Origin of the sequence: Butyrivibrio fibrisolvens, assembly GCF_023206215.1 — a bacterium.
In the GTDB taxonomy this organism is placed as follows: domain Bacteria; phylum Bacillota; class Clostridia; order Lachnospirales; family Lachnospiraceae; genus Butyrivibrio; species Butyrivibrio fibrisolvens_C.
Window position 1 is genome coordinate 1,166,516 of the sequence record NZ_CP065800.1, and the last position, 22,252, is coordinate 1,188,767.

The window sequence follows — 22,252 nt, forward strand, 5'->3', positions numbered from 1 at the left end:
GCAGTTTTCATATTGAGCATAATTATTATAAGCAGGTTCAACAATCATCAAAGTAGTGATATGACTGCCAAGATGTCAGAGGCAACACTTCCAACGCTGTCACTTCTTGAAGATGGTAAGGCTCTTGCTACTCTTTATGGTTATACACAGGAGATGGATGTAACTCATATCCATGGAACGGTATTCCCTACAGGAGCAGAAAGAGAGATATCTGCTATTATGAATCTGTATGGTCAGGAGGCAGATAATTTCAAGTTTGAAGTCAGAACACTTGATGGAAGCAGCCTTGTTGAAAGCACTCAGATCACAGATGTATCTGCCAAAAGCGCAGATGATACAGTTACACTTAATTTCCAGATCAAGGATCTTATAGATGCAAATAAAGAATATGCACTTATCATAATCGCAGATGTTGATGGCAGGAGTGTCAGATATATATCAAGAATAGTGTGGACTGCAGATGAAGAGCGTTACTATTTTGATGAAAAGCTTGACTTTGTAAGAGGTTTTTCTCAGACAACTTTTGATAAAGAAAAAGCTGCCCAGCAGATCAAAACCTATCTAGAGTCCAATTCATCCGGAGATAACTCATCTTATGCCAAAGTTAATATAAATTCCAGCTTTGATCAGGTTACCTGGGGAGATCTAGAGATCAAATCTCACACAGAACCTGAAGTACTGACGGTGGATCTTCATGAGCAGACAGGAAGCTTTTTGCTTAAGTATCAGGTGACTGTTGGTGGTGACAAGGATTTTACCTGCAACGTCGAGGAGTATTTCAGAATCCGCTATACCAAAGACAGAATCTATCTTCTTAACTACGAACGTACCATGAATAATATATTTATGGGAGATAAGTCAGAGTTTGATAGCGGTGCTATAGATCTTAAGATTGCTGATACGGACAATATAGAATTCACAGAAAATGAGGGCGGTTCAGCCTTTGCATTTGTAAGTCAGGGAAGGCTTTTTTCATATAATGTAACCAATAATAAGCTTGCATATATATTTGGTTTCTATGATGAAGCAAGTGATGATCCAAGATGCACTCATACGGACAATTCCATAAAAATCCTGAACATAGACGAAGCCGGCAATGTGGACTTCAGCGTAGCAGGATATATGAACAGAGGAATTCATGAAGGAAAAGTCGGAATCGCGGTATATTATTATAATGCTTCCACCAATACTGTAGAGGAACAGGTCTTTATACCAAGTAGCCAGTCTGAAGAGATAATAATGGCATATGCTTCTAAGATTGCAACTCTTGGTAACAGCAGTCAGTTCTATGTGATTCTTGGAAGTGACCTTCTTGCAGTGGATCTTGAAGGAAGAACCTACGAACCTATAATTGATAACATGCTGGGCTGCAAATATGAAATGCCGGAATCAGGCGAGATGATAGCATGGCAGGATGTTACAAGCAGGGATGGCCTTAAGTCGATAAGTGTCATGAATTTTGCAACTCAGGCAGTTACAAGCGTTGAGCCGGAAAGCGGCGAATATATTATACTTCTTGGATATATGGACGAGGATCTTGTATACGGCCTTGTCAGAGAAGAAGATATACATAATGATCAGATGGGTAATCCTGTATATGCAATGTACTCTATAAGAATACAGGATAAAGAAGGAAGAATTCTTGAGAATTATAAGTCTGATGGTAATTATACAGTAGGGACTTTGATCAAAGATAATCAGATAATACTGTCCAGGGTTAAATGGAATGAAAGCACCGGCTTTTATGAAGATACTACTCAGGATCAGATCATGAGCACCCTTGAAGTAGAAGAAGGATCTAATACGCTTTCGTATGTAAATACTGATGCTTACAAATATACAGCGCAGATAAGCCTTAAGAATTCTATCACAGCATCTTCACTTAAAGTACTGACTCCTTCGCTTACTTTGTATGAAGGCAGCAGAGAAGTAGCAGTAGATAATAGCGAAGAAACAGACAATAATATATTCTTCGTATATTACAAAGATAAAGTTATCAATATCACTGTAAACAGTGCAGATGCTCTAACAGATGCATATACCTGTAAGGGCGTTGTCATGGACGATTCTAATGACTATGTATGGTATTCAGGCAACCTTCTTACAAGTAACCAGATAATGAGCATTACCAATAATGTAGAAAAAAACGATTATAGTAGCGAAAACTCTACAGAAGTGTGTCTTAGAGCAATGCTTGAATTTGAAGGAATAAATGTTGACGTTGGAAAGATGCTTGAAGAAGGCTATACAGCAGAAGAGATATTAAAACAAAGCCTTCCGGGAGCTACAATCCTTGAATATGATGGATGCGACATGAATGCCATGCTCTATTATCTAAACCAGGATATACCTGTTATGGTAAGACTCTCTGATGGAAGTTCCATGCTCCTTATAGGCTTTAACACTCAGAACATAGTACTCTTTAATCCTAAAAAAGGGACCACCAACGTATACAAGAACGGGATGAACGATAGTTATTCCCTGTTCGAAGAAAACGGTAACCACTTCCTGACTTATCTTTATAAATGACTTTGTCGGTCCATCCAAGTTGGATATAACATGTAATAAAAAACAGGCCCTCACTCCCCAGTGAAGACCTGTTTTTTGGTGTATTTGGTGTTTTTGGATAATTGAAGAACCCCAAGTATCTTGCAATCATCCTACAATTTCGTAACTTTAATTTTTGAGTGTTGCAAACTCTTCTAACTCTCCGTTATTGTAACGAGTGATAATTGAATTGATACGTTCTACAGGATTAAGAAGATCACTGATAGAAGCATCATGGTTAAGAGTATCAATGATATAAGCAATGTACTTACTCATATCAGTACTGATGTACCATTCACGTGAGAGAAGTTCCGGTGTCTGATAGATCAGATTGGTCGTCAGGATTCTGTCGATGATGCCCTTCTCATAAGCTTCATCAAACTTCTCGAGTCCTGAAGTGAAGAGTCCAAAGGTCGAGAATACGTAGATCCTGGCGGCCTTGCGCTCTTTCAGCTCTGCGGCAACATCAAGCATGCTTTCCCCGGAAGAGATCATATCGTCTATGATGATAACTGTCTTACCTTCTACTGAAGAACCAAGGAATTCGTGGGACAGTATCGGGTTACGTCCGTCAACTACCTGAGTGTAGTCACGACGCTTGTAGAACATGCCGACATCAAGGCCAAGTACGCTGGCCAGATATATAGCACGGCCCATGCCTCCCTCATCTGGGCTTATTACCATCATATGATCCGAATCAATCTTGAGGCCGCTCACATTGCGCAGGAGTGCTTTTATAAACTGATAAGTTGTACGAACAGTTTCGAATCCATTGAGCGGAATAGCGTTTTGAACACGAGGATCATGTGCATCAAAGGTGATGATGTTATCTACACCCATTGATGTCAGTTCCTGAAGCGCGATAGCACAGTCGAGGGATTCACGTCCCGATCTCTTGTGCTGACGAGACTCATAGAGGAATGGCATGATCACAGTGATTCTGCGTGCTTTGCCGCCAACAGCTGCAATGATTCTCTTTAAATCCTGATAATGATCATCAGGAGACATATGATTTTCTCTGCCAAAAAGTTTATAAGTCAGACTATGGTTAACAACATCTACCAGAATATAAAGGTCATCACCTCGTACAGAGGTCTTGATTACACCTTTAGCTTCACCGGTTCCGAATCTTGGAAGGTCACAATCCAGAAGGTATGAAGGGCGTTCATAACCGGAGAATGCGAGACTCCCCTTGTGCTCGTTCTCACGTTCAGCTCTCCACTTAACAAGGTAATAATCTACCTGTTCAGCCAGTTTCCTGACACCTTTAAGCGGGATAACTCCCAGGGAACCTACCGGAATGGTTTCCAGATCACGTTTTTCTTCTCTTCTTGGCATCGAAAAAAATCCTCACTTTCAAATTTAAAACAGTATTCCCAAAATTTACCTTTTTGCTTTCTGCAGACGTATGTCTGAACCCGTTAATTTAAGAAGCTGGAAATGACTCATGATACGTGAAAATACTCTGTCCTGATATCTGCCATGTATCTCCTGAGGATTGAGATTGGTTGAAATGATAGTAGATCTGTGTCGTAAATCTCTTTCATTAAGGATGGTAAACAGCTGTGCGATAACAAAGGAGTTTGTAAGTTCTGTACCTAAATCATCTATTATCAGCAATTCACAATTGTAAAGGTAATCGCTAAGGTTTTCAAGTTCGGATTTGGAATTGTAATCAAAAGAATAATCCGAAAGTTGCCTGAAAAGATCACTTGAACTGAAATAGATCACAGAAGTGCCCCTGTCAAGCAGTTCCTTGGCGATACAAATCGACAAAAAGGTCTTGCCGGTACCTACTGTACCATAGAAAATAATATTTTGGTAGTCTGTTCTAAAGTTTTTGACGAAGGTTTTTGAGATCTTCTCCGCTGCCTGAAAATGTGTGAGATCATCACCTCCATAATAGCTTTCCGACAATCTGCCGAAGTTGTTGGTACTTGTCAACAGTTCCAGATTGGAGCTAGCATAGAGAAGCTTTATCGTGCGCTGCATGAAGCAATGACATTTCTCATTCCCTATATAACCGGTATCCTTGCAATCAGGACACTCAAAAATGGGTTCGAGGTAGTCTTCCGGAAGACCGGCCTCCTTAAGAAGAGATTTCTTGCGCATGGTGACAGCAGCCAGCTTTTGCCTCAGAACATCCATGCTCTGATTGTCACCTGAAAGCCTCCCTATCTCAAAATCAACCGAGATACTTGGAATCATCTGATCAAGTTCCTTGAATCCCGGGACATGAGCGTAAACATAGTCGCGTCTTTTATCTGCCTCTGCGCGGCTTTTGAGCTGTTTTGTTTCGTACTCGTGCATTATTTCATTATATTGCGCGTTATTAAGTGCCAATGGTCTGCTCCCTGAGATGTATTATTTTTAATTTTTTAAAAGTTCTTTTTCCAAAGCATCGAAGTCATAGGTGTTCTGCTGGAACTGAAGATATAAGTTGTTCTTGCCGGAAGACTTCTTGGATGACTTGGAATTGTCAATGGACTCTACTGCATGATCCTTATCAAGCTTTACAATATCTTCTTTAGTAGATACGTTTCTGTCATGCCAGCTTTTTAATATACCTTCTGCATACTGAAGTCTGTTCTTCTGGGTAGAAAGAACTGTTCTGGAGCAGGCTTCTACGACTATATCAAGAGAAAATCCGTATTCTGAAAACCAGCGTTCTATATATGCAGCTTCTGCAGGAGCAGGAGAGTTATCATATCCAAGCTCCTTCATAACAGTGTAAACGTTCTTATTATATTTTCTTGATCTTGCTTTGGCCTGACGGGCGGTCTTGATACCTGCTTCATTCCAGCTCTGGGCAACTTTTTCCATATAACGGAAGTCTTTTTTGCCAAGCTCTGCACAGTACTGCATCAGATAATCCATAAGATCCATAGAAAACTCAAGATCATTATGTATATAGAAGATCTTCTGAATATCAGCAGGATTAAGAGTCCTTCCAAAGTACTGTTCAGCAAGAAATACAAGTTGCTGATTTTCTTTCTCATCTGCTTTTTTAGGGCGATGAGAAGCTATAGGAGCAGGCGTTGCAGTGCTTTTGTAAGCCCTTGATCCGGGCATCACTGTAACCTTGGATGAATCAGGGACTTCAGGTATATCTTCTAATGATATACTTTGAAGGTGACCTGCCTCGTCATATTCAAGTCCTATGAGTCCTTTCTTTTCCCAATAGGTAAGGGCTCTCATTATATCTTTTTCTGTATCATTGAATTTGTCAGCGATATCACATACGCTGGTTGATAGTCCTGCCTGCATCATGCGAAGCAGATAAAGGTAAACTTTGATCTGTGCATCATTGGCATCTGACATATAATAGTCGATAAAATTGTTGGTAATATAAGTCTTGCTTGATGCCGCACTTTGACTCATCGTCACTTTCCCCATCATAAGCTAGTGTCCCCTTTGGTGTCACATTGTATTTCGAAATGTCTTCCTCCCTATAAAGCCAGACATTTCGATCTGTGTGTCAAAACAAGAGCCTCATACTGCGAAAAAAACATTAAGATAGATCATTTTGTAAAAGAATTGTTTGGGTTTTTCTTTTGAACAATTCCGAGTATAGCACAGGGATTTTTTGATGCAAATAGGCAAAAAGACGATTTGCCATATATCTGTAGCATGCTAACTGATTTTATAAAATCTATGTGGAGATAGTGGATAATGTGGAAGGGGACAAAATAAACCACTGAATATACAAGGTTTTTGGGATAGGTGTGTAACGGTTGTTATCTTAAAGGTTTTCGAAAGCGAAAATCCGGTTTAAAATGTGGACTTTGTGGAAAAAATATCATTAGTGCAAAAGATTGTCGATTTTATAACAGTCTAAGGCACCTTTTGTTATCAACAAAAAAACCTTAGTGCAATTTTTCAGAAGATTTTCTTTCGTCTTTCTTTTTTCTTTTGTGTGAATAATTGCGATTTTTCGTTTCATAACTCGGGATTGTGTGATATACTTGTAATCGGAGATATTTCGCTTCTCCGTTTCTTTACGTTTTACCAATGTTCTACAAAGGCAGCTGCTATCTGCAATATCAGGCTGCAAACAAAGTTCCGCATTTTTTTACACGTGCTACGGCACAATATCTACAATGAACAGAAATGTTCAAAAAACGACATCATTCGCGAGGTGGCAAGATGATTAAAAAGGAAATGATAGCCATGCTGCTCGCTGGAGGGCAGGGTAGCAGACTTGGCGTCCTGACGGATAGGATGGCCAAACCGGCAGTTTCATTTGGGGGAAAGTATAGGATTATAGATTTCCCACTCAGTAATTGTATTAATTCTGGAATTGATACAGTAGGAGTACTGACACAGTACAGACCTTTAAAGCTCAATTCACATATCGGAATCGGAATATCCTGGGACCTCGACCGTAATATTGGTGGCGTTACTGTTCTTCCTCCTTATGAGAAGGTTGGAAACAGTGAGTGGTACACAGGTACAGCTAATGCAATCTATCAGAATATGGAATATATGGAAGCGTATCATCCGGATTATGTCCTGATACTGTCCGGTGACCATATATATAAGATGGATTATGAGACAATGCTCGATTTCCATAAGGCCAATAACGCAGATGTAACAATCGCAGTTATGCCTGTTCCGATGGAAGAAGCCAGCAGATTCGGAATCATGATAACTGATGATCAGAATCAGATCGTAGATTTTGAGGAAAAGCCTGAACATCCTCGTTCCAATCTGGCTTCAATGGGTATTTATATCTTTTCCTGGGAAGCACTTAAAGAGGCTCTCACAGTTAATCGTGATCAGCCGGGACTTGATTTTGGTAAGCATGTAATTCCGTATTGCCATGGCAAAGGAGAAAGACTCTTTGCTTACGAGTTTGACAGTTACTGGAAGGACGTAGGAACACTTACTTCATATTGGGAAGCTAATATGGAACTTATAGATATAGTTCCTGAGTTCAACCTCTATGAAGAATACTGGAAAATCTATACCAAGAACGACGTTCAGCCTCCGCAGTACCTCGGACCTGACAGTACTATAGAAAGAAGTATCATAGGCGAAGGATCTGAGATCGAAGGTGAAGTCTACAACTCCGTAATAGGCAGCGGTGTCAAGATTGGAAAAGGAACTGTTGTCAGCCATTCAATCATAATGAATGGTACTCAGATTGGAGAGAACAGTAATATAGAAAAAGCGATCATCGCTGAGCAGTGCCGTGTTGGTTCTAACGTTAAGCTTGGTGATGGCGAGGAAGCTCCTAACGAGACAAGACCTGATATCTACAGAGAAGGACTTGTAACTCTCGGTGAAGGATCTGTTATTCCGGACAAGATAACCATCGGCAAGAATGTAATGATCAACGGCGTTACTGATGCGCACGACTATAAGAATGGTAAGCTTGCAAGTGGCAAGACTCTGGATAAGGCAGGTGACGAAACATGAGAGCGATAGGAATTATACTGGCAGGTGGTAACAGCAACAAGATGGGCGAGCTCTCTGAGAAAAGAGCTGTATGCGCAATGCCTATCGCAGGACATTACCGCAGCATTGACTTCGCACTTTCAAATATGTCCAACTCTCATATTCAGACAGTTGGAGTTATAACACAATATAATGCAGGCTCACTTAACGAGCATCTTTCTTCCAGTAAATGGTGGGATTTTGGTCGTAAGCAGGGTGGAATGTTCATATTCACACCTACTCAGACAGCCAGCAATTCAAGATGGTACAGAGGAACAGCAGATGCCATCGGTCAAAACCTTGATTTCCTTAGAAAATGTCACGAACCTTATGTGATCATCACATCAGGTGACTGTGTCTACAAGATGGATTACAACAAGCTCCTTGAATATCACATCAGCAAGCAGGCTGATATCACAGTAGTATGCAAGGATATGCCAGCAGATGTTAATACAGACAGATATGGAACCATCAGAATGAACGAAGAGAGCCGTATCGATGAATTCGAGGAAAAGCCTGTTGTTGCAAAATCAAATACAGTATCCTGCGGTATCTATGTAATAAGAAGAAGACAGCTCATCGAGCTTATCGAGAAGGCTGAAGCAGAAGAAAGATTCGATTTTGTACGTGATATCCTTGTAAGATACAAGGACATGAAGAGAATCTACGGATATAAGATCAAAGAATACTGGTCCAATATCGCTACAGTAGAAGACTACTACAAGACCAATATGGATTTCCTTAAACCGGAAGTCAGGAACTATTTCTTTAATGAATATCCAAGTATCTACACCAAGGTCATCGACCTTCCTCCTGCTAAGTACAATGTCGGAGTAAGAGTCAAGAACAGCCTTATATCAAGTGGATGTATCATTAATGGAACGGTTGAAGATTCTCTTATCTTCAAAGAATCTTTCATCGGCAATAACTGTTATATTAAGAACTCTATCATCTTGAACGATGTTTATATTGGCGATAATACTCATATTGAGAACTGCATCGTGGAAAGTCACGGCACGATACAGGCCAACTCCTATTGCAAGGGAGAGGACAAAGTCAAGGTGGTAGTAGAGAATAACGAGAGATATGTCATCTGAGTGTAAATTCATCCGGCACATGACAATTTGATTGCATGCCTGCCAAAAGTGCCTACGAGGGGGCAAAACAAATGAAGATTACAGATGTACGTGTTCGTAAGGTTCTGAAACAGGGCAAAATGAAAGCAGTGGTTTCAATTACTTTTGATAATGAATTTGTAGTTCATGATATCAAGGTAATCGAAGGCGAAAAAGGATTGTTCATTGCTATGCCATCCAAGAAGTCGGCGGATGGTGAATACCGTGACATAGCTCATCCGATTAATTCCGACACACGCCAGCAGATTCAAACGATGATCCTTGATGCATATGAGAAAGCAGCTGTAGAAGATGATACAGCACAGCCGGCAGAAGAAATGCCGGAAACTCCTTTTGTTTAACTAAAAACTCAGGAACGATACATAACTCTCACGCAGGGGCGGGGCTAAAGTTTGCCACTTAGGCAACATTTAGCCCTGCCTCTGTGCGTTATGGGGCGCGATTTGAATATGTGTGATATAATATGATAGGCTGGAAGGGGGCTTTTTAAAAAGGGTTATGTCTTCATGATCTTTTTGATGTCAGTGGTCCTGACCAAGTAGCCATTATAACAGCTATATTAAAATAATAAATATAACAAAGTACTATTGTATAAAGCAGTAGACACATGAGGTTAAGATGAAAATACTTAGTGTGATTGTCCCATGCTATAACGAAGAAGAGAATGTTTCAGACTTCTATGATGAACTTATGAAGACTGAAGAATTCTTTAAAAGTAAAGAAGTTGATTTTGAGATCATATATATTGATGACGGATCTAAAGATAATACAGCATTAGAAGTTCACAAGCTTATAGATAAGGATAAAAGAGTACATTTTGTAAGCTTTTCAAGAAATTTTGGTAAGGAAGCTGCGATCTATGCAGGCCTTCAGCATGCCAAGGGAGATTATGTGGTAATGCTTGATGCAGATCTTCAGGATCCGCCGGCTCTTCTTCCACAGATGTACTCTTATATAGTTAATGAAGGATATGATTCTGTAGCAACAAGGCGAGTTGACAGAAAAGGTGAACCTCCGATAAGGTCATTTTTTGCAAGAAGGTTCTATCATCTTATCAACAAGATGTCCAAGACTGAGATAGTAGACGGAGCAAGAGATTACCGCCTTATGACAAGGAGATTTGTTGATGCTATCTTGTCCATGGAAGAGTATAACCGCTTCTCCAAGGGCATATTCGGATGGGTAGGCTTTAACACCAAGTGGATCGAGTTTGAGAACATAGAAAGGAAGAAGGGAGAGACTAAGTGGTCCTTCTGGAAACTTTTTGTATATGCTATAGACGGTATCATCGCCTTTTCAACAGTGCCGCTTGCAATCGCATCTATAATAGGAACACTGTTTTGTGTGATCGCATTTATAGGCATACTGTTTATCCTTATAAGAAGCCTGTTTTGGCAGGATCCTACAAGCGGATGGCCTTCAATGGTATGTATCATAATGCTTGTAAGCGGAGTGCAGCTCTTCTGCCTTGGCGTTGTAGGACAGTACTTGTCCAAGACATACCTTGAAGTTAAGAAGAGACCTCTGTATCTTGTGAAAGAGGATATATAAGAGAGTTAATTATCTAAGGTAATTATCTCCAAGAGATTTTTTAATAAATTACTCCAGATTTAATAGGGGCATTATATGGCACGCAGACGTTATTCTGAATCATCAAAAAGAATCATCACACTTATAATAGGCTTGTGCGAGCTGATCCTGGAAACTTTTGTATACGGATGGTTCTGGTTTAAAAGATATTATCCTGAGCTGTCTTCTGTTCGTATAAGCCAGGATGGCTACGTACTTGGTAATGGTATCAAATACACGATGAACGGACATATTGTAGTCCTGCTCATCTATTTTATGCTACTCTTTTTCTTTTCCCGTACATATGGAGGTCTGAGAGTAGGCTATGACAAGCCTTTGGACGTATTCTTGTCACAGATATTCACGCTTTTAATAGTTAATCTTATATCTTATTTCCAGCTCTCTCTTATGAGGAACTGGCTTGTATCAGTGGGACCTATTGTAAGAGTCCTTTTCTATGAGCTTGTTCTGTCATTCATATGGACATATGTAGTAGATTATCTGTACAAGAGATTTATACAGATGCCAAGAGAGCTCCTTCTCATATCAGGAGATCATCCTACAGATGATATAGAACGCAAATTCGGTTCAAGACCTGACAGATTCCATATCACCAAGAGGCTCAATATCACTTCTGATATGGATATTCTGAAAAAAGAGTGCCTTAGCAAAGATTACGGCGGAGTTATCATCTGGGATATACCGACTCAGAAGAGAAATGAACTTGTCAAATTCTGCTATGCACATTCGATCAGAATGTATATCATGCCTAAGATAACTGACGTATTAGTCAGAGGATCGGATCAGCTTCACCTGTTTGATACACCGATCCTGCTTCTTAGAGAGTATTCTATTAAGATTGAGCAGAGGATCATAAAGAGATTTATTGATATTGTATGTTCACTTATTTTGATAGTGCTTTCAAGCCCTGTCATGCTGATAACGGCTATATGTGTCCATCTCTATGACAGAGGTCCTGTATTTTATAAGCAGGTCAGATGTACAGTAGGCCAGAAGCCTTTTAAGATCATCAAGTTCAGGAGTATGAGGCAGGATGCAGAAAAAGACGGAGTTGCCCGCCTTGCATCCAAGAATGATTCAAGGATAACTCCTATTGGTAACTTCATCCGTGCAGTAAGAATAGATGAGCTTCCGCAGCTTTTTAACATACTTAAGGGCGAAATGTCTTTTATCGGACCTCGTCCTGAAAGACCTGAGATCATAGAGCAGTATATGGAAGAGATGCCTGAATTTGCATACAGAATGAAGGTTAAGGCAGGTCTTGCCGGATACGCACAGGTTTATGGCAAGTATAATACAACACCTTATGACAAGTTAAAGCTGGATCTTTTCTATATACAGAACTACTCTGTATGGCTTGATATAAAGCTTATGCTCCTTACAGCCAAGATCCTCTTCACACCTGATGCTACAGAAGGTATAGATGAGAACCAGATCACAGCCATGAAAAAACAATCACAGGAGAATGAAAACTGATGGCACTTGAAGATACCGGTCACAGAAGTGAAAACCTGAATATCAAGAGCTTTTATGGAAGGCTTTTAAGAAAGATATGGCTACTGCCTCTTGCCGGAGTAATAGGAGCTTTGGCAGGCTTTGCAATATATTTTGCGGCGCATGTAGTATATGGACCTGCCAGGAACTATGAGACATCTTCGATGCTGTATCTGATATTTGCACCGGATGATACCGGAGAAGTATACGATTACTATAACGGATATACCTGGAATACACTTATGTCGTCTGATGAGATCATCAATACTACTATGGATTATCTCAAAGAAATGGGGATCACCGAGCTTGCATCAGGAAGCGAAACCCCGGGATCTGTAGAAGGCGGCGTTACAAGAGATGAAGTACTTGGAAGTGTCACAGCATCTGTACCATCAGATCTTAGATATCTGGTAATCACGGTAGGCAATACAGATAAGGACCTTGCACAGGCGATACTCATAGCTACAGATAAGTCACTTATATCTTATGGAGATAAAAGAGATGAATTCATCTCCATAAAGCTTGAAAGAGAAGATGATGTAGCAAAGCTTGAGACCATAACAGACAGAACAGGAGTAGCGACGGCGCTTGGAGCAGGGATTTTTATAATACTTGTGATTATCGCTATGATGCTCCTTGATGCTATGGATGATGCTATCTATGTTCCTGAAGATGGCGAGAGACGATATCATCTTCCTGTACTTGGCGTGATGCCAAAAAAAGACCAGGAACTTCCGGTCAGGTTCAAGAATGAGCTGATAGCCTGCAGTAAGAAGATCCTTGGAGCGCATACAAGCATAGCAGTGATATCTGTGGCTGATACTGATGAAAATGATACTGCTGCTGAAGTTGTAGATAGTTTTAAGAACATAGTCAAGAGTACCTTTAATTTTGACAGAACACAGATCAAGGCTCTGCCACTTCCCGGAACGACACTTGAATCTTACAGAGATATAAGTGAGTGTGAAGGCGTGGTCATAGCTATCCCGCAGGGAGCCAGAAAAGGGACATCTGTAGAACATATTATAAGTCAGCTTCATAAGCACGATTGCCCTGTTCTTGGAATCATCATGACAGATACAGATATGAAATTTTTGAACTGGTATTATTTGAGGTAGGCTAATATATGGATGATAATAAAGTACCTGAACTTGAAGTTATGGTGTCGGCGGTAGATCAGAATACTACTACTCTTGCAGCTGCCATGAATCTTCAATGCGATGCTATCATAGTCAATCAGTGCAATGAATTTGCTTATTCGGAGTATACCTACAGGACTCATCTTATAAGATGTTTCCACTGTGATGAAAGAGGTGTAGGTAAGTCCCGTAATATCACGATAACTCATGCCAAGGCTGACATAATTCTTTTTTCTGATGAAGATATCTTATATCGTGAAGGATATAAAGATGATGTTCTTAAGGAATTTGCAGCGCATCCTGAGGCTGATATGATTCTTTTTAATATCAAGCAGTCAGAGGGACGTGAGACCTATTACAACAAGAACTATGGACGCGTTCGCTGGTACAATTATGGAAGATATCCTGCATACAGTATAGCTGTAAGAAGAGACAAGCTCCTTAGAAGTGGTGTGACCTTTTCACAGCTTTTTGGCGGAGGAGCAAGATATTCTAACGGAGAAGATTCTCTTTTCCTAAAACAGTGTCTTGATAAAAAGATCCGCATCTATCGTACCAATGTAACTCTAGGCAAAGAAATACAGCGTAAGTCCACCTGGTTTGAGGGATATACGGACAAGTTCTTCTATGACAGAGGAGTATTGTACCATTATCTGTACGGTTTTATGGCTCTTGCTTTTGGATTCAGATTCATCTATAAGAACAGGGGACAGATGGTCAAGGACAAGACATTTGCCCAGTGTTTTAAGATCTTTGCAAAAGGAGTCAGGAACGCAGAAAAATAAGAGCTGCTGTCGCTGGCTCCGCCAATTTGAACCATTAGTCACTTTCATTGCTCGCGACATGAAGTTAAATATGTAAGGAGGAGATAATAAATGCTGATATATCTCCTTGTAACGGTTGTTACTATAGGACTTGCCTTTAATGTAAGGAGTATTAGCTTAGATAAGGCACTTTCTGATAATAGCGGTAGCTATGTTTTTAAATATGGTGGTTATAGCAGGCAGCATGTGCTGAATATCATTAGCATGATGAGTATTTTCATCATGCTTTTTGCGGTATCTGCCCTTAGGCTCAATGTGGGCAATGACTATGCCAAATATACCAATTTTATGCATTTGATATATTCCCATGCATATGTGCCAACTGAGGTTGGATTCAACATACTGGTGTGGGTTTTGTACTTTCTGAGCGGATACGAGAATTATATACTTGTATTTGCAGTATTTTCTTTTGTTACAGTACTTCTGTTTCTATATGCAATGAAGGACTTAAGTAAGTCCTTCAGATGGACATTTCTTATGTTCATGCTTCTGACATATTATTTCCAGTCGCTGTCAACAGTCAGATATTATTTGGCGCTTGGAGCAGCGCTTTTGTCTCTGTCTTTTATAAAAAGAGGTGACTGGCCAAGGTTTGTATTTATAATCCTTCTTGCAGCCTGTTTCCATAAGTCGGTGCTGGTGATACTGATCCTGTATCCTCTTTGCTGTATCAAGTGGAAGAGGTGGATGTGGCTTACAGCCGGTATAGTATGTCTTAGCTTTCTGTTCCTTCAGGACTATTATTTAAAGCTTCTTCTGGTGGTATATCCTTCTTATCAGGATACAGACCTATTGGAAGGCGGCACCAGCATTATATCTATAGCAAGGTGTATAGCAGTGCTTGTACTTGCCTTTATGTATAAAGATAAGATAGTAAATGACAAGATGAATGTCATCTATGTTAAATGCAATACGCTGGCTCTACTATTATATGTTTTCTGCAGTTTCATTCCTGTTATATCAAGGATCGGCTATTATCTTACTGTGACGCAGATCCTTTTAGTGCCTGCGTTACTTGAGAGTATTGAAGATGAGACCAGAAAAAAGCTTTACAAGTTGGTGGTACTTATAGCATGTCTTCTGTATTTTCTGATATTCATGTGGAAGCAGGCACCTGCAGACGGGGTAAGGATCCTTCCTTACGAAACGTTCCTTCTCCATGACATGGTACCGCTGGAATATCAGATTCTTGATTAGGAGATTGCAATATGGGAGCTTTTTTTAAGATTATTGTTGTCAGCTTTAATGCTGGTGAGAATCTAATAAAGACTATAAATAGTATAAAAGAGCAGACTTTTGATTCTTGGAAAGTGATCGTTAAGGATGGATTATCGACAGATGGGTCTATTGATAAGCTTAGAGATGAACTTATGATAGATGCTGATACAGGGATGTCCAAGGATGGGAAGTTTAGGTTCGTATCTGAAAAAGATACAGGTATCTATGATGCAATGAATACGGCGCTAAATATCCTGTCTTTTGATATGGATGATAGGAAAAAAGCTCCTGATATTATGACTGGTGTTAGTACAGGTACTGGTGAAAATAAGACAGAAGGTACCAATAATGGTGCTGCTCAAGCCGAAGGTTCATATGTATACTTTCTTAACTGCGGCGATTATCTTAAGGACAAGGACACTCTTAAAAGGGTTCATGATGCGATAGTAGATAGCACTCCTGATAGTAGCAAAAAGCACATATTCTACGGTGATATCTACGAAAGGATCACCGGCCAGGTAGTTGCTTCTAATCCTAAGATGGACGATTTTGCATGCTATCGTAACGTACCGTGCCATCAGGCATGCTTCTATGATATCAGGCTTATGATGGCTGAGCACTTCGATACAACCTGGCACATAAGGGCTGACTACGAGCACTTCCTTCGCTGCGTATACATAGATAAGGCAGTTACTACCTACGTCCCCGTGACAGTAGCAGACTATGAAGGCGGCGGCTACTCAGAAAGCGGCAATGCCAAGGTCGTCTCAGAACGTGAACGAAAGCAGATCGTATCCCGCTACCTTACCAAAGGTAAAGTCTTAAAATACGACCTCATAATGCTGATAACCCTGGCCCCCCTCCGCACCAAAATCGCCAGAAGTCCTAAGACAGCAGGCATCTATAATGCTCTAAAAAGCTTGATATATAATCGTAAGTAAGTCAGTAAATAAAAAGAAACGGTGATCGTATGAAAGTTTTATGGCTTTGTAATATTATGCTTCCGGCATTTGCCAGGCATGAAGGAATTGAATATACAAATCGTGAGGGCTGGCTCTCAGGCTCTTTTGACAAGATACGCGCAAGGAGAAAAGACGGAAAGTGTGACATAGACCTTGCTGTCTGCTTCCCTGTGCCAGAGCACGATAAATGGGACAAAAAAGAAATTGACGGAATTGTCTTCTATAGCTTCCATGAAAACCTGAATACGCCTGAAATCTATAAACCTGAACTTGAGACAAGATTCAAGGAGATAATAGAAGATTATAACCCTGATGTTGTCCACATCTTCGGAACAGAGTTCCCGCATTCTCTTGCTATGATCAAGGCTTATGACAAACCTTCCCAGACCCTTCTTGGAATTCAGGGACTATGCTGCGCAATAGCAGATGAGTATATGGCAGAACTTCCCGAGCATGTAAGGAAAGATGCTACGATAAGAGATAAGTTAAAGCATGACTCTTTATTAGAACAGCAGGCCAAGTTCAGACTTCGTGCAGAAAACGAAAGAGAGATGATAAAAAGGGTTGGTCATATTACAGGCCGTACCTCTTTTGACAGAAATGCAGTTCTTACTATCAATCCGGATGCCAAGTATCATGCGATGAACGAGACTATGAGGGAGGATTTCTACGAAGGAGAGTGGAGAGAGCAAGAAGCAGTGCCTCATTCCATCTTCCTGTCACAAGGAGATTATCCTCTTAAGGGATTCCACTTCGTATTAGAGGCGCTTCCAAAGCTTATGGAGAAGTATCCGGATACTCACGTATATGTAGCAGGGAACAGTATCATAGGCGCAATTGACAGAAAGACTGTAACAATTCCTAATGAAAACGGAGCACAGATAAGGGGCAGCAGGTATCCTCTTTTTATGAGAATATCAGCTTATGGCAAGTATCTAAGATTCTTGATAGCAAAAGGACGTCTTAAGAATAACGTGACTATACTTGGAAAGCTATCTGCAGCCCAGATGAAAGAGCAGTATCTTAAGGCGAGCGTATTTGTATGCCCGTCTATCGTAGAGAATTCGCCAAATAGCGTAGGAGAAGCCATGCTCCTTGGAGTTCCGATCGTTGCAGCAAGGACAGGCGGAATTCCCAGTATGCTTGACGATGGCAGAGACGGAATACTGTTTGAACCGGGAGATGTGGCAGGGCTTACAGAGGCTATACTCCAGATATGGGAAGAGAGAGTCATAACAGGCGTATATAGTGAGAATGCAAGAAAACATGCCCTTATGACCCACGACGCAGATATTAACTACGCAAGACTTCTTGAAATATATCATGCGCTTGAGAGATGATTTGAATTTTGGGTAAAAAACAAAAAGCCGGCATGGAGGATCAGATGAGGACGATTGACAGATTTTTACATGAAAAAATAAATATTCTTGGTATCACTTTGGAGTTCATCGATATCTTCTTTGCGGTAGCTATCATAATGCTGGGACTTGTGGCAAGATTTGCTGTCTTTGGAATGATGTCCGGAGATTATGAACTGGCCTTTGCTGACTGGATGAAAGAGATAAGGAACTGCCATGCAGCGGGGGTTCCTTATATAGGCGTTGAACCTGGCGGAGCAGATCACCTTTCAACCTTTGATTATAACTGCCTGTATCAGTACCTGATCGTCTTTTTGAACCTTTTTAATAACGGCGGTGGCAATGATATGTTCCTTGTGAAAATGTCTGACTGCATATTTGACGTAGTTCTGGCTGTCACGACATTCAGGATCATATATGAGATGACCAGTGATTCTCATAAGTCCATGATGGCAATGGGGGTTATGATGGTGGTTCCAACAGTGCTCCTTAATTCTGCTGCGTGGGCCCAGAATGATGCTATCTATACATCATTTCTAATGCTGAGCTTTTTATCACTTCTTAGGAAAAAAGATCTAAGGACCTGGCTGTATTTTGCCATAGCTTTTTGCTGGAAGCAGCAGGCAATCTTTTTGGCTCCTGTTCTTATAATCGCCTGGCTGCGGAATAAGACGAAGATCCGTTATATACTCTGCGTACCTGTAATGTACGTGCTTGTCATAATACCTGCAGCTATAGCTGGAGCGCTGGTTCCTTCTAAAGTTACAGTAGATATAGCATCTCTTGCTGATACAGGCAATGTATCCTGGATAAGCGACTTTGCGGTTAATGGCGAAAGCCTCGTGTTAGAGCCTGTAGGAAGAAGCTTTGGATCACTTCTTGGTATATACGGACATCAAGTATCGATGTTTTCGCGACTTACAATGAACTATCCAAACATATATACCATCATCTATTCTGATATTGACAAAACGCTTAGGCAGATGATCATAACCTGCGGCGAAGTATTTACAGTGATGCTCCTTGGAATACTTGCCTATTACCTGTACAACAAGAAGTTCAAGGATGACAAGCTCTTCTACCTGACACTGGTTGTATTTGTAAGCCAGCTTGTAGTATACTGCCTTCCATGCATGCATGAAAGATACGGATATGTTGCAGAAGTTTTTGCTTTCATCTATGGAATGTTCGGATTCAGGCGCCTTATCCTTGCGATAGTGCTGCAGTTTATAACCCTTGTGACGTATACAAGATTCTTGTGGGGAGCATCATCGTCGCTTACTACTGCCAATCTTGTAGTGTTTGCGTTTATGCTCCTTGGCATTATCCTTCTTTTAGGAAAAGACCTTTATTCACAGGTACATAAGAAGGAACTAAAAATAGAAAAGGCGGAAGAAAAACTTCTGTCTTAATAATAAATGACTGAAAATAAGGGAAAAGCTAATAATGGAAAGACCTAAGATAACGGTCATTATACCGGCTTACAATATTGAAAATCTAATAACAAGATGTGTTGAGTCAGTTGTAAAGCAGACTTATCCCGAGGAACTTATACAGATCCTTGTAGTTGATGATGGGTCTACAGATGATACAGGCAGGATCATTGACGAACTTGCAAAAAAATATTCAAACGTTACTGCTCTTCATGAACCAAACGGAGGTTCTTCAAGAGCCAGAAACTATGCCCTTTCAAAGGCAGAAGGCGACTATATAGGCTTTGTTGACAGTGATGACTATATCGCTCCCTTCATGTATGAAAAACTTGTAGATGCTCTTATCAGGAATAATGCTCTTATGGCTCAGACAGGAAGAGACGAGATCGCAGAAGACGGATCAAGGCTTCCTGATGTAGTGCAGGTTCCTGAGTGGGAGACAATCTACACGGATAAGGGATTCTTGAAAGAACTCCTTATGCATAGAGGCGATGCGTCCTTTTGTACCAAGCTTACATCGAGGAAACTTTTTGATATAGATGAAGCGGTGAGAAGATTTTGTGGAAGTTCTGAAGATAGTAGCTTCTCTCATGTTGCTGAAAATACAGTAGATAACAAAAATGTGAATGAAGATAATGTGAATGAAGGTAATGTGAATGAAGGTAATGTGAATGAAGGCACTTTGAATAAAGATACTGTGAATGAAGGTATTTTGAATAAAGATACCATGAACAGGGAAGTACGACTTTTCCCGGAAGGAGTTCTTAACGAGGACTTTTGGCTTTTATATCATATGCTCCCTGACGCAGGAGAAGTGGTAGTTACAACAGACACAGGCTATCATGTCTATTACAGAAGCGGTTCTAATTCAAGGAAGAAAGCTACTGACAAAGACTATTTCCCTCCTGTATTTACAGACATAGTTGTAAATGCTGATGACGTAACCTCTTTTGCCAAAGACAGATATCCTGATCTTGCGGAATATACCATGAGATTCTCGCTGGTACAAAGACTCGATTACCTGCTTCACATCCCGATATCAAAGATGACGGATGACAACGGGTTCTATCAAGGCGTGTGCAGATTTGTAAAAGAGCATAAGGCTGAAATTAAGGAAAATCCCTACCTGTCCAGAAGGCAGCGCCTGTACTTGCGTCTCTTTACACATAACCCAAGAACCATAAGAAAAGTGCACGCTTTTGTAAGACGCATATAATAGTTGGCAACGAGCGGCAATCCCGTACAAAAATTGTCTTCATAAATAGAATGAAGGCTAAGAGAATATCGGTAAGAAAGGCAATTAACTCATGGGTCAGGATAGTTCAAAGACACTATTTAAGACAATTGGATATATACTTCTAATCCTGCAGCTTATTATCTGCATTGTCGTAGGAATCAGAAAACAAGGCTTTCACGAAGATGAATACTATTCTTATTATTCATCCAACAGGACAGCGGGACTTTTCGTAACAGACAGGCAGTGGCAGGATACTGATACCATAAAGGATGAATTCGTAGTTATCCCAGGACAGGGGTTTAACTATGGCCTTGTATCTACTGTTCAGTCCTGGGATGTACATCCGCCCCTTTACTACGACATCCTGCATACAGCATGTTCCATTGTTCCAAGACTTTTTTCAAAATGGATAGGAATTGTGGTCAATATGATCGCATTTGTAATAGCATGGCTTTTGTTATCAAAACTTATGGATATCTTAAGAGTCAGTGAGATTACAAAGCTTTTGGTCCTGGCAATCTGGGGCTTTAATCCTATGACAGTATCATTCGTTATGTTCACAAGGATGTACATGTGGATGAACGTTTTTGTAATAGGCTGCGCCCTACTTCACATAATACTCCTTAGAGCAGCAAGGGCAGTCGAGAATACCATTCTCTTATCAGACAGTAAGTCCATGCTGGTGTTCTGGCTTAGGTATATGCTGCCTGTGATGGTATGTTCTTATCTTGGATTTCTGACACACTACTATTATCTGATATTCTTCGTATTTATGGGCATGTGCTTTACTATATGGCTCCTATTTAGAAGATCAGGACGCGGCAACAGATTTTCAAAAAGGCTTATTGAAGCGGTAATCTATGTATGCAGCTGTGCTGTCTCACTAGGGCTTGCAGTAGTCACATATCCATCGGCAGCAGCACATATTTTTGCCGGGTATAGAGGGACGGAAGCTATAAGCGAGTTTCAGGATATAGCTAACTTTCCGTCAAGACTTTTATTTTATGCAGGACTTATGAATAAAGGAGTATTTGCGGGATTATTTGTCATTGTTGCAGTACTCCTTTTTGTAGGATTTATAGTTCTTAAGATAAGAGTAAGCTCTGAATATATGATGCTGGTAATAACAGGCGTAGCTTACTTCATGGTAGTTGCCAAGACAGGCCTTTTACTGGGAGATACCTCCAACAGGTATGAAATGCCTGTTTACTGGCTCTTTGTCCTGGTTATAATTACAGCACTTGAGCTTCTTTTGGGCGAACTGGCAGCAAGAATTGAGACCGGCAAGCTCTTTTCCCTAAGCATTAAGGAAAAGATGGATATGATAAGTAGAGGCGTCCTTTATGTTTTCTGCGCATTTCTTATACTGTGGGGACTTGGATGCGACATATCAGGCTCTAATATCCTCTTTTTGTATCAGGAAGAAGGAGCCAAAGTGCAGTATGCAAGGGATAACAAGGACGCTTGTGTAATTGTAATGTACAACAGTGCCACCCCTGATAAAGTCTGGTGGATCACTAATGAACTTATGGAATACCCAAGAGTCTATTTTGTAAGTCAGGAAAATGACGAAGCTATCACAGATGAAGCCATTTGCTCAAGTAATAAGCTGATCGTATATGCTGCAGATGATGATAATAAAGAAAAGATGCTTAATATGATAGTAGATTCATGCGACAGCCTTGGAAGCTACGAAGAAGTAGGCCATGAAGAGAACTGGACTACGTATGAGATTGTAGGCAAAGGTGAGTCATAGCATAAGCTAGTGTACTGCATATTAATGGACCTTTTTATAGTCACATCAACAAACATGACATGGTATAATGTGTAAGGCTCTCTAGGTGGCTTAAATTAAACAAATAATAAGAGGATAAA

General features: G+C 40.4%; 17 protein-coding genes. 14 read left to right on the forward strand and 3 right to left on the reverse strand.

Features of this window, described 5'->3' with window-relative positions; all coding sequences use genetic code 11:
- Positions 1-12 precede the first annotated feature (12 nt).
- On the forward strand, positions 13-2,529 hold the full coding sequence (locus I7804_RS04785) for a hypothetical protein (RefSeq protein WP_248405203.1): 2,517 nt from the start codon (positions 13-15) through the stop codon (positions 2,527-2,529).
- 147 nt (positions 2,530-2,676) lie between these two features.
- On the opposite strand, the gene I7804_RS04790 is transcribed toward I7804_RS04785, so the two are convergent.
- The 3 genes from I7804_RS04790 to I7804_RS04800 are packed head-to-tail and all read right to left on the reverse strand — an operon-like array spanning position 2,677 to position 5,928.
- A complete protein-coding gene (locus tag I7804_RS04790; protein ID WP_022754823.1) occupies positions 2,677-3,885 on the reverse strand; it encodes a ribose-phosphate pyrophosphokinase in 1,209 nt (402 codons plus the stop codon).
- Between the two features lie 45 nt (positions 3,886-3,930).
- Positions 3,931-4,890 carry an ATP-binding protein gene (locus tag I7804_RS04795; RefSeq protein ID WP_248405204.1) on the reverse strand — a complete coding sequence of 320 codons (960 nt, stop codon included), beginning with the start codon at positions 4,888-4,890 and terminating at the stop codon, positions 3,931-3,933.
- A 27-nt stretch (positions 4,891-4,917) separates the two neighbouring features.
- The gene (locus I7804_RS04800) at positions 4,918-5,928 is read right to left on the reverse strand and encodes a DnaD domain protein (RefSeq protein WP_248405205.1); all 1,011 of its coding nucleotides are present in this window, start codon (positions 5,926-5,928) and stop codon (positions 4,918-4,920) included.
- A gap of 765 nt (positions 5,929-6,693) precedes the next feature.
- Here I7804_RS04800 and I7804_RS04805 point away from each other — a divergent pair.
- From I7804_RS04805 to I7804_RS04865, 13 genes are all read left to right on the forward strand, one after another.
- Positions 6,694-7,968: a glucose-1-phosphate adenylyltransferase gene (locus I7804_RS04805; RefSeq protein WP_248405206.1), complete on the forward strand. Its 1,275-nt coding sequence runs from the start codon at positions 6,694-6,696 to the stop codon at positions 7,966-7,968.
- Complete coding sequence (gene glgD / locus I7804_RS04810) at positions 7,965-9,083, forward strand: glucose-1-phosphate adenylyltransferase subunit GlgD (RefSeq protein WP_022756379.1); 1,119 nt, start codon at positions 7,965-7,967, stop codon at positions 9,081-9,083. The genes I7804_RS04805 and glgD overlap by 4 nt, the downstream gene beginning before the upstream one ends.
- Before the next feature lie 71 nt (positions 9,084-9,154).
- Positions 9,155-9,463 (forward strand): septation regulator SpoVG, encoded by a 309-nt coding sequence (spoVG, locus tag I7804_RS04815; RefSeq protein ID WP_022756378.1) that lies wholly within the window; start codon positions 9,155-9,157, stop codon positions 9,461-9,463.
- A 277-nt stretch (positions 9,464-9,740) separates the two neighbouring features.
- Positions 9,741-10,673 (forward strand): glycosyltransferase family 2 protein, encoded by a 933-nt coding sequence (locus I7804_RS04820; protein WP_092043174.1) that lies wholly within the window; start codon positions 9,741-9,743, stop codon positions 10,671-10,673.
- A gap of 75 nt (positions 10,674-10,748) precedes the next feature.
- Complete coding sequence (locus tag I7804_RS04825) at positions 10,749-12,188, forward strand: sugar transferase (protein WP_027203290.1); 1,440 nt, start codon at positions 10,749-10,751, stop codon at positions 12,186-12,188.
- Entirely contained in the window at positions 12,188-13,324 is a 1,137-nt protein-coding gene (locus I7804_RS04830; RefSeq protein ID WP_027206149.1) for a hypothetical protein, read from the forward strand. The genes I7804_RS04825 and I7804_RS04830 overlap by 1 nt, the downstream gene beginning before the upstream one ends.
- An 8-nt stretch (positions 13,325-13,332) precedes the next feature.
- Positions 13,333-14,130 carry a glycosyltransferase family A protein gene (locus I7804_RS04835; protein ID WP_027203292.1) on the forward strand — a complete coding sequence of 266 codons (798 nt, stop codon included), beginning with the start codon at positions 13,333-13,335 and terminating at the stop codon, positions 14,128-14,130.
- 90 nt (positions 14,131-14,220) lie between these two features.
- Complete coding sequence (locus I7804_RS04840; RefSeq protein WP_248405208.1) at positions 14,221-15,366, forward strand: EpsG family protein; 1,146 nt, start codon at positions 14,221-14,223, stop codon at positions 15,364-15,366.
- Positions 15,367-15,377: 11 nt separating this feature from the next.
- Entirely contained in the window at positions 15,378-16,328 is a 951-nt protein-coding gene (locus tag I7804_RS04845; RefSeq protein WP_248405209.1) for a glycosyltransferase, read from the forward strand.
- Positions 16,329-16,357: 29 nt separating this feature from the next.
- Entirely contained in the window at positions 16,358-17,689 is a 1,332-nt protein-coding gene (locus I7804_RS04850) for a glycosyltransferase family 4 protein (RefSeq protein ID WP_248405210.1), read from the forward strand.
- An 8-nt stretch (positions 17,690-17,697) separates the two neighbouring features.
- Positions 17,698-19,119, forward strand: coding sequence for a hypothetical protein (locus tag I7804_RS04855; RefSeq protein WP_248405211.1), 1,422 nt, complete (start codon positions 17,698-17,700; stop codon positions 19,117-19,119).
- 34 nt (positions 19,120-19,153) lie between these two features.
- Positions 19,154-20,356 carry a glycosyltransferase family 2 protein gene (locus I7804_RS04860; RefSeq protein ID WP_248405212.1) on the forward strand — a complete coding sequence of 401 codons (1,203 nt, stop codon included), beginning with the start codon at positions 19,154-19,156 and terminating at the stop codon, positions 20,354-20,356.
- A 91-nt stretch (positions 20,357-20,447) separates the two neighbouring features.
- On the forward strand, positions 20,448-22,133 hold the full coding sequence (locus I7804_RS04865; RefSeq protein ID WP_248405213.1) for a hypothetical protein: 1,686 nt from the start codon (positions 20,448-20,450) through the stop codon (positions 22,131-22,133).
- Positions 22,134-22,252: the final 119 nt, after the last annotated feature.

Coding starts and splice junctions, on each gene's coding strand:
- I7804_RS04805 (WP_248405206.1), top strand. CDS start 6,694: ATGATTAAAAAGGAAATGATAGCCATGCTGCTCGCTGGAGGGCAGGGT.
- I7804_RS04845 (WP_248405209.1), top strand. CDS start 15,378: ATGGGAGCTTTTTTTAAGATTATTGTTGTCAGCTTTAATGCTGGTGAG.
- glgD (WP_022756379.1), top strand. CDS start 7,965: ATGAGAGCGATAGGAATTATACTGGCAGGTGGTAACAGCAACAAGATG.
- I7804_RS04790 (WP_022754823.1), bottom strand. CDS start 3,885: ATGCCAAGAAGAGAAGAAAAACGTGATCTGGAAACCATTCCGGTAGGT.
- I7804_RS04800 (WP_248405205.1), bottom strand. CDS start 5,928: ATGAGTCAAAGTGCGGCATCAAGCAAGACTTATATTACCAACAATTTT.
- spoVG (WP_022756378.1), top strand. CDS start 9,155: ATGAAGATTACAGATGTACGTGTTCGTAAGGTTCTGAAACAGGGCAAA.
- I7804_RS04860 (WP_248405212.1), top strand. CDS start 19,154: ATGGAAAGACCTAAGATAACGGTCATTATACCGGCTTACAATATTGAA.
- I7804_RS04840 (WP_248405208.1), top strand. CDS start 14,221: ATGCTGATATATCTCCTTGTAACGGTTGTTACTATAGGACTTGCCTTT.
- I7804_RS04820 (WP_092043174.1), top strand. CDS start 9,741: ATGAAAATACTTAGTGTGATTGTCCCATGCTATAACGAAGAAGAGAAT.
- I7804_RS04835 (WP_027203292.1), top strand. CDS start 13,333: ATGGATGATAATAAAGTACCTGAACTTGAAGTTATGGTGTCGGCGGTA.
- I7804_RS04825 (WP_027203290.1), top strand. CDS start 10,749: ATGGCACGCAGACGTTATTCTGAATCATCAAAAAGAATCATCACACTT.
- I7804_RS04850 (WP_248405210.1), top strand. CDS start 16,358: ATGAAAGTTTTATGGCTTTGTAATATTATGCTTCCGGCATTTGCCAGG.
- I7804_RS04865 (WP_248405213.1), top strand. CDS start 20,448: ATGGGTCAGGATAGTTCAAAGACACTATTTAAGACAATTGGATATATA.
- I7804_RS04830 (WP_027206149.1), top strand. CDS start 12,188: ATGGCACTTGAAGATACCGGTCACAGAAGTGAAAACCTGAATATCAAG.